This window comes from Pseudomonas sp. LAM2023, from assembly GCF_016620375.1.
GTDB classification, from domain to species: Bacteria; Pseudomonadota; Gammaproteobacteria; order Pseudomonadales; family Pseudomonadaceae; genus Aquipseudomonas; species Aquipseudomonas anuradhapurensis.
In genome coordinates, this window is record NZ_JAENHV010000036.1 from 228,600 (window position 1) to 240,949 (window position 12,350).

Sequence of the window (12,350 nt, forward strand, 5' to 3'; positions counted from 1 at the left end):
GCGGGCGAGGGCGCCTTTCATTCGCTGCGGGCAGGCCGGCCAAGGGCCAGCGCCTGTTCGAGCCAGGCGAGAATATCGCCAGTGACCTCGTCTCGATTGAGTTCGTTGAGCACTTCATGCCGCGCCTCGGGGTAGACGCGCAGCTGTACATGTCGATTGCCGGTCGCGCGCAAGGCGTCGGCCAGGTGGGTGAGACGCTTGCCGGCACTGACCGGATCACATTCACCACCGATCACCAGCAGCGGCAGGTTTGGATCGATCTGCGCGAGGTTACCCGGCTGGCTGATCTGCGCCAAGCCTTGCAGCAGGTCGAGCCACAACTGGTTGCTGCAGCGAAAGCCGCATAATGGGTCGTTGAGGTACAGGTCGACCTGCGCCGGGTCGCGGCTGAGCCAGTCGAATGCCGTGCGGTTGGGCTTGAAGGCCTTGTTGAACGAGCCGAACGACAACCATTCAAGCAGCGCGCTCTTGCCCAACGGCCCCTGGCGCCAGGCTTCCAGCCGGGCAATCAGCCGAGCCACGCGGTAGAGCATCGCCGGCTGGTAGTTGGAGCCACTGAGGATCGCCCCATGCAGGCTGCCGCTGTGGTGCAGCAGGTAGGCCTGGGCGATGTAGCTGCCCATGCTGTGGCCGAACAGGAATAAAGGCGTGCATGGGTACTGCTGGCCGATGTGCTGGGCCAGCAGCCCGAGATCATTGACCACGGCATCCCAGCCATGATGGCGGGCGAACAGGCCGAGGCTGCCCAGTTCGGCGGTGCGCCCGTGGCCGCGCTGGTCGGCGGCGATCAGGGCAAAGCCCGCCGCGCTGAGGGCCTCGCCCAGCGGCTGGTAGCGCCCGGCATGCTCGGCCATGCCGTGGGCCAGCAGCACCACGGCCTTGACCGGCGTGGCCGGCAGCCATTGGTGTACGTACAGGCTGCAATGCTCGCTGGCAGGCAGCCAGAAGGCGTCGTGAGGCATGGCGGGTCCTTATGCGCACGGGTACCCGAACAGTGTATGCACAACCGGCCGGATTGCAGGAAGGGCACAAATAAGATTCACAATGTTAATGGCGGCACTTGGCGTATATGCCACCTCGGGCTTACCTGTTAACGTCGGGCCAACGCCTTTTCGCTCTTGGGCGGGCAGGTAAAAGGACAGGACACTCAGCGGGTCCAGGCAGAGGAACAATAATAAATGCAAGCCGATTTCTGGAACGACAAGCGCCCAGCGGGCGTGCCATCCACCCTCGACATCAACGCCTACACCTCGGTTGTCGAGGTGTTCGAGCGCTCCTGCAAGCGCTTTGCCGATCGCCCGGCCTTCAGCAACCTGGGCGTGACCCTGACCTACGCGGCTCTGGAGCGCCATTCGGCGGCCTTCGCCGCCTGGCTGCAGCAGCACACCGACCTCAAGCCGGGTGACCGCATCGCGGTACAGATGCCCAACGTGCTGCAGTACCCCATCGCCGTGTTCGGCGCCCTGCGGGCGGGCCTGATCGTGGTCAACACCAACCCGCTGTACACCGCGCGTGAGATGCGTCACCAGTTCACCGACAGCGGCGCGCGCGCGCTGGTATACCTGAACATGTTCGGCAAGCACGTCCAGGAGGTACTGCCGGATACCGGCATCGACTACCTGATCGAGGCCAAGATGGGCGACATGCTGCCCGCCGCCAAGGGCTGGCTGGTCAACACCGTGGTCGACAAACTGAAGAAAATGGTACCGGCCTACCGGCTGCCGCAGGCGGTACCGTTCAAGCAGGTGTTGCGCCAGGGCCGCGAGCTGTCTGCCAAGCCGGTGCCGCTGAGCCTGGACGACATCGCCGTGTTGCAATACACCGGCGGTACCACTGGCCTGGCCAAGGGGGCCATGCTCACCCACGGCAACCTGGTGGCCAACATGCTGCAGGTACTGGCCTGCCTCTCGCAGCACGGGCCGGATGGGCAGAAGCTGATCAAGGAAGGCCAGGAGGTGATGATCGCGCCACTGCCGCTGTACCACATCTACGCCTTCACCGCGAACTGCATGTGCATGATGGTCACCGGCAACCACAACGTGCTGATCACCAACCCGCGGGATATCCCCGGCTTCATCAAGGAGCTGGGCAAATGGCGGTTCACTGGGCTGCTGGGCCTGAATACCCTGTTTGTTGCGCTGATGAACCACCCAGGCTTCAGCCAGCTGGATTTCTCGGCGTTGAAAGTCACCAACTCGGGCGGCACTGCGTTGGTCAAGGCCACTGCCGAGCGCTGGGAGAGCCTGACCGGCTGCCGCATCGTCGAAGGCTACGGCCTGACCGAAACCTCGCCGGTGGCCAGCACCAACCCCTATGGCCAACTGGCGCGCCTGGGCACGGTGGGCATCCCGGTGGTGGGCACCGCCTTCAAGGTGATCGACGATGACGGCAACGAGCTGCCGCTGGGCGAGCGTGGCGAGTTGTGCATCAAGGGGCCCCAGGTGATGAAGGGCTACTGGCAGCAGCCCGAGGCCACCGCCCAGGCCCTGGATGCGGAGGGCTGGTTCAAGACCGGCGATATTGCGGTGATCGACCCGGACGGCTTCACCCGCATCGTCGACCGCAAGAAGGACATGATCATCGTCTCCGGTTTCAACGTGTACCCCAACGAGATCGAGGACGTGGTCATGGGTCACCCCAAGGTGGCCAATTGCGCAGCCATCGGCGTGCCGGACGAGCGTTCCGGCGAGGCGGTGAAGCTGTTCGTGGTGCCGCGCGAGGGCGGGGTGAGCGTGGAAGAGCTCAAGGCCTTCTGCAAGGCCAACTTCACCGGCTACAAGGTGCCCAAGCACATCGTGTTGCGCGACGCCTTGCCAATGACGCCGGTGGGCAAGATCCTGCGGCGGGAGCTGCGTGATATAGCTTGATAGCGGGTTGGCTTGTTCGCGGGCTTGCCCGCTCCCACAGGTACTGCACAGCATTCGAGAACTGTGAGGCCCCTGTGGGAGCGGGCAAGCCGGCGAATGCCGTGAAACCGCTCTAACAGGCTGCTTACAGCCCGATCTGCGACATTTTGGCTAAATACTCTAAAAATGACTTGTATTGTTCATTGAGTCATTTTTGTGACTGCAAGGCCTGTTTTGGCCCCTAGGCGACCCCAGGTAAAGCTGATACTCTCGGCCCGCTTTCAGATGATCCGGTTTGCAACGAGCCGTCATCTCATATCAATAATAAGCGCATCGACGCGTGAATCGAACTTCGCTGTTGCTGAAGGAGTGGGCTTCCATGATCGAACATTTTTGGAAGGATAAGTACCCAGCCGGGATTACGGCGGAAATCAATCCTGACGAATTCCCCAATATCCAGGCGGTACTCAAGCAATCCTGCCAACGCTTTGCCGATAAACCGGCCTTTAGCAACCTGGGCAAGACTATCACTTATGGCGAGCTGTATGCGCTGTCGGGGGCGTTTGCCGCCTGGCTGCAACAGCATACCGACCTCAAGCCGGGCGACCGCATTGCCGTGCAGCTGCCCAACGTCCTGCAATACCCGGTGGCGGTGTTCGGTGCCATACGTGCCGGGCTGATCGTGGTCAACACCAACCCGCTGTACACCGCACGCGAGATGGAACACCAGTTCAACGACTCCGGTGCCAAGGCCCTGGTGTGCCTGGCCAACATGGCCCACCTGGCCGAGAAGGTGGTGCCCAAGACCCAGGTCCGGCATGTCATCGTCACCGAAGTGGCCGACCTGCTGCCGCCACTCAAGCGCCTGCTGATCAACAGCGTGATCAAGTACGTGAAGAAGATGGTACCGGCCTACCACCTGCCGCGTGCCGTACGTTTCAACGACGCGCTGGCGCTGGGCAAAGGGCAGCCGGTGACCGAGGCCAACCCGCAGGCCAACGACGTGGCGGTGCTGCAATATACCGGCGGTACCACCGGCGTGGCCAAGGGCGCGATGCTCACCCACCGCAACCTGGTGGCCAACATGCTGCAGTGCCGGGCACTGATGGGCGCTAACCTGCACGAAGGTTGCGAAATCCTCATCACTCCGTTGCCGCTGTACCACATCTACGCCTTTACCTTCCATTGCATGGCAATGATGCTGATCGGCAACCACAACGTGCTGATCAGCAACCCGCGTGACCTGCCGGCGATGGTCAAGGAGCTGGGCAAGTGGAAGTTCAGTGGCTTCGTCGGCCTCAACACCCTGTTCGTTGCCCTGTGCAACAACGAGGCCTTCCGCGCCCTGGATTTCTCCGCGCTGAAAATTACCCTGTCCGGCGGCATGGCCCTGCAACTGAGCGTGGCCGAGCGCTGGAAAGCCGTCACCGGTTGCGCCATCTGCGAAGGCTACGGCATGACCGAGACCAGCCCGGTGGCCGCGGTGAACCCGTCGGAGGCCAACCAGGTCGGCACCATCGGTATCCCGGTACCCTCGACCCTGTGCAAGGTGATCGATGACGCGGGCAACGAACTGCCGTTGGGCGAGGTGGGCGAGCTGTGCATCAAGGGCCCGCAGGTGATGAAGGGCTACTGGCAGCGCGAGGACGCCACGGCCGAGATCCTCGACAGCGAGGGCTGGCTGAAGACCGGCGATATCGCCGTGATCCAGCCGGACGGCTACATGCGCATCGTCGACCGCAAGAAGGACATGATCCTGGTCTCGGGCTTCAACGTGTACCCCAACGAACTGGAAGACGTGCTGGCGGCCCTGCCGGGCGTATTGCAGTGTGCGGCCATCGGGGTGCCGGACGAGAAGTCGGGCGAGGTGATCAAGGTGTTCATCGTGGTCAAGCCGGGCATGACCGTGACCAAGGAGCAGGTGATGGAGCACATGCGCGCCAACGTTACCGGCTACAAGGTGCCACGCCAGATCGAGTTCCGCGACGCGCTGCCGACCACCAACGTGGGCAAGATCCTGCGTCGTGAGCTGCGTGATGAAGAGCTGAAGAAGCAGGGCCTGAAGAAGATCGCCTGATCTTCTGAATCTCTGCTGGCTTTACCGACCTCTTCGCGGGTAAACCCGCTCCCACAGGTTCTGTGCAACTCTCAAGGGTTGTGCAATACCTGTGGGAGCGGGTTTACCCGCGAAGAGGCCGGTAAAATCAGCGCAATTTCTCCAGCATCTGGTAATACCACATCCCTGCCGCCAACAGCGGGTTCCCCAGCAGTTCCCCCATTGGCACCCGCACATGCTTGCACTGGGCAAAGGTGTCGAACTTCTCCAGCGTCCCGGTCAACGCCTCGGCCATGATCTCGCCCATGATGTGGCTGGTGGCGATGCCGTGCCCCGAATAGCCCTGGCAATACCACACATTGTCCGACAGCTTGCCTAGCTGCGGAATGCGGTTGACCACGATGCCCATCGCGCAGCTCCACTGGAACTCGATCGGCACGCCCTTGAGCGCCGGGAAGGTGCGCTCGATGCATGGGCGCAGTTCGCCAGCGATGTCGCGTGAGTCACGGCCGGAATAGTTGGCACCGCCGCCGAACAACAGGCGCTTGTCGGCGGTCAGGCGGTAGTAGTCGAGGACGAAGCGGCAGTCGTAGACCGCCAGGTCCTGCGGGTTGATCTGCTCGGCCAGCTGCCCCAGCGGTGCGGTGGTGACGATGCCGCCCATGGCCGGGAAGATCTTGCCCTTGAGCTGGCGTTTCTCCAGTTTGTGATACACATCGCCGGCCAGCATCACCTGGCGCGCCTCGACCCGACCGTGGGCAGTGACCACCGCCGGGCGCGGGCCGTGGACGATGTCCAGCACCTCGGAGTTCTCGAAGATCAGCGCCCCCAGGCCATGGGCGGCGCGGGCTTCGCCCAGGCACAGGTTGAGCGGGTGCAGGTGCAGATTGCGCAGGTTCTTCAGCGCACCCAGGTACAGCGGGCTTTGCAGGTGCTCGGCCACGCCGTTGCGGTCCAGCAACTGCACCTGCTCGCCCATGCCGCGGCGCCGGGCCTCGGCCTCGAATGCGCGCAGCTCGTCCATGTGCGAAGGTTTCATCGCTGCATGCAGGTGGCCGCGCTTGAGGTCGCAGTCAATGCCGTAGCGCGCCACGCGTTGTTCGATCAATTGGTGCCCGCGCCAGCGCAGGTGCCAGATGAAATCGTCGACTTCGGCCCCCAGGCGGTTGCGCATCTGCGTGCGCATGGCTTCGTCGCCCGACAGGCTGCCGGTGACCTGGCCGCCATTGCGGCCGCTGGCGCCCCAGCCAATGCGGTTGGTTTCGACGATGGCCACCTTCAGGCCGCGCTCGGCCAGTTCCACTGCCGTGGCCACGCCGGTGAAGCCGCCGCCGATGATCGCCACGTCCACCTGCACGGTACCTTTTAGCTGTGGGTACGCGGTGTGGTCGTTGAGGGTGGCGCTGTAGTAGGACGGCGCGCGCTGCGCCGGGCCTTGGTTCAATGCTGCATTCATGGGTGTTCCTTGTTATCCGGGGCTCAGGCCTGGTGCAGGTACCAGCGCCAGTCCTGTTCGCTGACTTCGGCCATGAACTGGCGGTACTCGGCGCGCTTGACCTTCAGGTACACGCCGAGGAACGGCTCGCCAAAGGCTTCGCGGGCCCAATTGGAGTGCTGCAGGGCGTCGAGCGCGGTCAGCCAGTCGGTGGGCAGGTGTTCGCTGGCCTGGGCATAGCCGTTGCCTTCCACCGGCGCACCAGGGTCAAGCTGTTCGCGGATACCGCGGTGGCTGGCGGCGAGAATCGCCGCCGCCGCCAGGTACGGGTTGGCGTCGGCGCCACAGATGCGGTGCTCCACATGCCGGCTGTTGGCCGGGCCGCCCGGTACGCGCAGGCTCACGGTGCGGTTGTCCACCCCCCAGGTGGGCGCCAGCGGCGCGTAGCTGTTGGCCTGGAAGCGGCGGAACGAGTTGGCATTGGGGCAGAACAGCAGCAGCGAGTCGTGCAGGTGGCGCAACATGCCGGCCACGGCCTGGCGCAGCAGCGGGGTGCCGGCCTTGTCGTCGCTGGCGAACAGGTTGGTGCCGGCGTCGTCGGCCAGGCTCAGGTGCATGTGCATGCCGGTGCCGGCCAGGTGGGCGAATGGCTTGGCCATGAAGCAGGCCTGCATGCCGTGGGCATGGGCCACACCTTTTACCAGGCGTTTGTAGCGCACCGCCTGGTCCATCGCTTGCAGCGCGTCGCCGTGCTCGAGGGTGATTTCCACCTGGCCGGGGGCATATTCCGAAATCGCCGTGCGGGCTGGTATGCCCTGGGCCTTGCAGGCGGCGTAGAGGTCGGCGAGGAACGGCTCGATCTGCTCCAGTTCGCGCAAGCCATAGACCTGGGTGCTGCGTGGGCGGCCGCCATCGTTGTCCAGCGCCGGTTGCGGGCGGCCGAAAGCGTCACGCTGCTGGTCGAGCAGGTAGAACTCCAGTTCGCAGGCCATCACCGGGTGGTAGCCGTCGGCCTTCAGCGCATCGATGGTGCGCAGCAGCACATGGCGTGGGTCGGCGATACTGGCCGGCAGGCCTTCGCTCGGGTGCATGCTCACCTGTACCGCGGCAGTCGGCACCCGCCGCCAGGGCAGGCGTACCAGGCTGCCTTCCAATGGGTAGGCGCGGCAGTCGATATCGCCCACGTCCCACACCAGCCCGGAGTTTTCCACATCGTCGCCGTTGAGGGTCAGGCCAAGGATGGTGCTGGGCAGCGGCCGGCCGCTCTGGTACACGGCCAGCAGTTCGTCGCGGTGCAGCAGCTTGCCGCGCGGTACGCCGTTGGCGTCGAGGATGAACAGTTCGAACAGCTCGATATCGGGGTTGTCGGCCAGGAAACGCCTGGCCTGCTCTACAGGTGCAAAGTGCATGATGGATTCGCTCATGGGCGCACGGGGCCACCGCACAGGCAGGCGGCCCAGCTGGGTCAAACGGCCGGACGGGGTCCGGGTTCGGTCATGAAGGCGTGCGTGAGTAATCCGGTGGGCGCGCGTGACGGCAGTGCCACAGGGCCCAGAAGGCGAGGATGACGTGGACCAGCGGATTTTCACCGGCACGGCGCCGGGCCTTCGGTAGCGAAGGGCGGGGCGAGGGTGGGGCGCTGGGCTGGAGGGGAGTCATGCCTTGGATACTCACATGCTGGGTAAGGTTGATTAAAGCAGTGAATGGCAACCTTTACATAAGCCCTTGCTAAACTTTCAGCCTTGCTGCGAACCCTGTAGGAGCGGCCTTGCGTCGCGATGGGGTGCGCAGCAGCCCCAGGATTTCCGCCCCGGCACAAATTGCCAGGGGCTGCTGCGCACCCCATCGCGACGCAAGGCCGCTCCTACAGGGGACAGCGCCAGCCTGGACAGCAAAGCAGGCGCAAATCTGCGACAATCGCGCATCTTTCGAATGCCGATCATGAAAAAGCAGGCTCACCTGCATCACTAAAAAGCCCCATGACTGACCACGCCATCGACAAACTGCTGCAAAACCTCGACCACGCCATGATCGCCGACCGCCATCGCCTGCGCCGGCAATTGCACGACCTGCGCAAGCGCCCCGATGAGGCGAAGCTGGCGCAGTGGGTGGACAAGGTCCAGGCCTCCTGCGCCCAGGTCACCGCGCGCCAGCAGAGCGTGCCCACCGTGCGCTACGACGACAACCTGCCGATCGCCGCCAAGCGTGACGAAATCAAGAAGGCCCTGGCCGAACACCAGGTGCTGGTGATCGCCGGCGAAACCGGTTCGGGCAAGACCACCCAGTTGCCGAAGATCTGCCTGGAACTCGGCCGAGGCAGCCATGGCATGATCGCCCACACCCAGCCACGCCGCATCGCCGCGCGCAGTGTGGCGGCGCGGGTCGCCGAAGAGCTGGGCACGCCGCTGGGCGGGCTGGTCGGCTACCAGGTGCGCTTCGAGGACCAGAGCGACGCCAACACCCTGGTCAAGCTGATGACCGACGGTATCCTGCTGGCCGAAACCCAGCACGACCGCTTTCTCGAACGCTACGACACGATCATCGTCGACGAAGCCCACGAACGCAGCCTGAACATCGATTTCCTGCTCGGCTACCTGAAGACCCTGCTGCACCGACGCCCCGACCTGAAGCTGATCATCACCTCGGCGACCATCGACCTGGAGCGTTTCTCCCAACACTTCGACGGTGCGCCGATCATCGAAGTATCCGGGCGCACCTTCCCGGTGGAAACCTGGTACCGCCCGCTGACCAGCGAGCAGGACGAAGAAGGCAACCAGATCGAGGACGACCTCACCGTCGACCAGGCCATCCTCGCCACTCTGGACGAGCTGGCGCAGCACGAGCGCAGCGTCGGCAAGGGGCCGGGCGATGTGCTGATCTTCCTGCCGGGCGAGCGGGAAATTCGCGATGCCGCCGAGATCCTGCGCAAGGCGCAACTGCGCCACACCGAGATCCTGCCGCTGTACGCGCGACTGTCGCCGGCCGAACAGCAGCGCATCTTCCAGCCGCACAGCGGGCGCCGCGTGGTGCTGGCCACCAACGTCGCGGAAACCTCGCTGACCGTGCCGGGCATCCGTTACGTGATCGACACCGGCACTGCCCGTATCAGCCGCTACAGCTACCGCGCCAAGGTCCAGCGCCTGCCCATCGAGGCCGTGTCGCAGGCCAGTGCCAACCAGCGTAAAGGCCGCTGCGGGCGGGTCGAGCCGGGCATCTGCGTGCGCCTGTACAGCGAAGAGGATTTCAACAGCCGGCCGGCGTTCACCGACCCGGAGATCCTGCGCACCAACCTGGCGGCGGTGATCCTGCAGATGCTCCACCTGCGCCTCGGCGCGATCGATGCCTTCCCGTTCATCGAGCCGCCGGATGGCAAGGCCATCAGCGATGGTTTCAACCTGCTGCAGGAGCTGTCGGCGGTCAACCGCGAAAACCAGCTGACCCCGATCGGCCGCCAGTTGGCGCGCCTGCCAATCGACCCGCGGCTGGGCCGTATGCTGCTCGAAGGCGCGCGCCTGGGCAGCCTGCAGGAAGTGCTGATCGTCACCAGTGCGCTGTCGGTGCAGGACCCGCGCGAACGCCCGCCGGAGCGCCAGCAGGCCGCCGACCAGGCGCACGCGCAATGGAAGGACGTCGACTCCGATTTCGCGGCGCTGGTCAACCTCTGGCGCGGTTTCGAAGAGCAGCGCCAGGCGCTGACCGCCAACCCGCTGCGCAACTGGTGCCGCAAGAACTTCCTCAATTACCTGCGCCTGCGCGAGTGGCGCGACGCCCATCGCCAGCTGGCGCTGATCTGCCGCGACCTGCAGTTGACGGTGAACAAGGAGCCGTCCGACTACCCGAAGATGCACAAGGCCATTCTCAGCGGGCTGCTCAGCCAGATCGGCCAGAAGACCGAAGAGGGCGATTACCAGGGGGCCCGTCAGCGGCGCTTCTGGGTGCATCCGTCCTCTGGCCTGGGGCGCAAGCGCCCGCAGTGGGTGATGGCTGCCGAACTGGTCGAGACCACCAAGCTGTACGCGCGCATGGTGGCCAAGATCGAACCGGACTGGATCGAGCCGCTGGCCGGCCACCTGGTCAAGAAGAACCACTTCGAACCGCACTGGGAGAAGAAGCGCGGGCAGGTGGTGGCCTACGAGCAGATCACCCTGTACGGCCTGATCCTGGTCGGCCGCCGGCCGGTGCATTTCGGCCCGATCGACCCGGTCACCTCGCGCGAGCTGTTCATCCGCGAAGGCCTGGTCGGCGGCGAAATCCAGTCGCGGGCCAAGTGCCTGGCGGCCAACAAGCGCCTGCTCGAACAGCTCGACGAACTGGAGGCCAAGGCGCGCCGCCGCGACATCCTCGCCGACGAAGAAACCCTGTACGCCTTCTACGAAGCGCGCCTGCCAGCGGAAATCCACCAGACCGCGACCTTCGACAGCTGGTACCGCATGGGCAGCCAGAAGGACGCCAACCTGCTGATCATGCGCGAGGAAGACGTGCTGGCCCGCGAGGCCAGTGAAGTGACCGCCGCGCAATATCCCGACAGCCTGCAGCTGGGTGACCTGCGCCTGCCGCTGAGCTACCACTTCGAGCCCGGCCATCCCCGCGATGGCGTGACCGTGCGGGTGCCGGCACCGCTGCTGCCGAGCCTGCCGGGCGAGCGCCTGGAGTGGCTGGTGCCGGGCCTGCTGGAAGCCAAGTGCGTGGCGCTGGTGCGCAACCTGCCCAAGGCCCTGCGCAAGAACTTCGTGCCGGTGCCGGACTTCGTCAAGGCCTCGCTGGCGCGCATGGCCTTCGGCCACGGGGCGCTGCCGCAGGCCCTGGGCCAGGAGCTGCTGCGCATGACCGGTGCGCGGGTGCCCGACCAGGCCTGGGACGAGTCGGTCAACCTGGTCGAAGGCCATTTGCGCATGAACATCGAGGTGGTCGATGGGCAGGGCAAGTTCCTTGGCGAAGGCCGCGACCTGGCCGAGCTGACCGCACGCTTTGCCGCCGCCAGCCAGGCTGCGCTGGCCGTGCCGCGCGACGCCAGCAGCGAACAGCCGGTGCAGGCCAAGGCCTTCAGCGAAGTGAAGCAGACCGCCCAGCAGAACATCGCTGGCCTGTCGATGACCGTATACCCGGCGTTGGTGGAAGATAACGGCAGCGTGCGCGAAGGGCGTTTCTCGACCCAGGCCGAAGCCGAGTTCCAGCACCGCCGCGCCTTGCAACGCCTGTTGCTGCAGCAGTTGGCCGAGCCGGCCAAGTATTTGCGTGGCAAGCTGCCGGGGCTGACCGAACTGGGCCTGCTGTACCGCGATATGGGTCGCGTCGAGGCATTGGTCGAGGATATTCTGCTGGCCAGCCTGGACAGCTGCATCCTCGACGGCGAACAAGCGCTGCCGCGCGACGGTGCCGCATTGGCCGGGCTGGCGGAGCGCAAGCGCGGCAGCTGGGCCGAACATGCCGAGCGCCTGGCCCGGCAAACTCTGGAAGTGCTGAAGCTGTGGCACGGCTTGCAGAAGCGTTTCAAGGGCAAGATCGACCTGAGCCAGGCGGTGGCGCTGAACGACATCAAGCAGCAGCTGGGCAACCTGGTGTACCCGGGCTTCGTGCGCGAAACCCCCGGTGCCTGGTTCAAGGAACTGCCACGCTACCTCAAGGCGGTGGAGCTGCGCCTGGAGAAGCTCGGCGCACAGGTACAGAAGGACCGGGTGTGGAGCGCCGAGCTGGGCAACCTGTGGGCGCAGTACAAGGCGCGTGCCGACAAGCATGCCCAGGAAGGCAAGCGCGATGAGCAGCTGACCCTCTACCGCTGGTGGCTGGAAGAATATCGGGTATCGCTGTTTGCCCAGCAGTTGGGGACCAAGGTGCCGATTTCTGACAAACGTTTGAGTAAACAGTGGAGCCAGGTGGAGGGCTAAACTTCCCTGTTTGTGGCACTATTAAGGCAATTTGGGTCGCGTTGCGACCCTTCGCGGGCGAGCCCGCTCCCACAGGCGCAGCGCACGGGGGAGCAGCTTTGCCTTTGAGTTGGCACTAAAGTGCCATT

Annotated in this window: 6 protein-coding genes; 3 read left to right on the forward strand and 3 right to left on the reverse strand. The window is 64.8% G+C overall.

The window, feature by feature from the left end; all coding sequences use genetic code 11:
• Positions 1–17: 17 nt before the first annotated feature.
• A complete protein-coding gene (locus JKP78_RS20815; protein ID WP_186690567.1) occupies positions 18–962 on the reverse strand; it encodes an alpha/beta hydrolase in 945 nt (314 codons plus the stop codon).
• Between the two features lie 216 nt (positions 963–1,178).
• Between JKP78_RS20815 and fadD2 the strand changes: the two genes are divergently transcribed.
• Together fadD2 and fadD1 are read left to right on the forward strand one after the other, a co-directional pair.
• Entirely contained in the window at positions 1,179–2,867 is a 1,689-nt protein-coding gene (gene fadD2, locus JKP78_RS20820) for a long-chain-fatty-acid--CoA ligase FadD2 (RefSeq protein WP_186690569.1), read from the forward strand.
• 358 nt (positions 2,868–3,225) lie between these two features.
• Positions 3,226–4,923, forward strand: coding sequence for a long-chain-fatty-acid--CoA ligase FadD1 (gene fadD1, locus JKP78_RS20825; RefSeq protein ID WP_170031335.1), 1,698 nt, complete (start codon positions 3,226–3,228; stop codon positions 4,921–4,923).
• Positions 4,924–5,050: 127 nt separating this feature from the next.
• On the opposite strand, the gene JKP78_RS20830 is transcribed toward fadD1, so the two are convergent.
• Positions 5,051–6,358, reverse strand: a complete 1,308-nt coding sequence (locus tag JKP78_RS20830; protein WP_200627468.1) for an NAD(P)/FAD-dependent oxidoreductase — start codon at positions 6,356–6,358, stop codon at positions 5,051–5,053.
• Positions 6,359–6,381: 23 nt separating this feature from the next.
• Positions 6,382–7,746 carry a glutamine synthetase family protein gene (locus tag JKP78_RS20835; protein WP_200627930.1) on the reverse strand — a complete coding sequence of 455 codons (1,365 nt, stop codon included), beginning with the start codon at positions 7,744–7,746 and terminating at the stop codon, positions 6,382–6,384.
• 570 nt (positions 7,747–8,316) lie between these two features.
• Between JKP78_RS20835 and hrpA the strand changes: the two genes are divergently transcribed.
• Positions 8,317–12,222 (forward strand): ATP-dependent RNA helicase HrpA, encoded by a 3,906-nt coding sequence (gene hrpA, locus JKP78_RS20840; protein WP_200627470.1) that lies wholly within the window; start codon positions 8,317–8,319, stop codon positions 12,220–12,222.
• Positions 12,223–12,350 lie beyond the last annotated feature (128 nt).

Excerpts from the sequence above, each read along its gene's own strand:
- fadD1 (WP_170031335.1), top strand. The coding sequence starts at position 3,226 with ATGATCGAACATTTTTGGAAGGATAAGTACCCAGCCGGGATTACGGCG.
- JKP78_RS20815 (WP_186690567.1), bottom strand. The coding sequence starts at position 962 with ATGCCTCACGACGCCTTCTGGCTGCCTGCCAGCGAGCATTGCAGCCTG.
- JKP78_RS20835 (WP_200627930.1), bottom strand. The coding sequence starts at position 7,746 with ATGCACTTTGCACCTGTAGAGCAGGCCAGGCGTTTCCTGGCCGACAAC.
- fadD2 (WP_186690569.1), top strand. The coding sequence starts at position 1,179 with ATGCAAGCCGATTTCTGGAACGACAAGCGCCCAGCGGGCGTGCCATCC.
- JKP78_RS20830 (WP_200627468.1), bottom strand. The coding sequence starts at position 6,358 with ATGAATGCAGCATTGAACCAAGGCCCGGCGCAGCGCGCGCCGTCCTAC.
- hrpA (WP_200627470.1), top strand. The coding sequence starts at position 8,317 with ATGACTGACCACGCCATCGACAAACTGCTGCAAAACCTCGACCACGCC.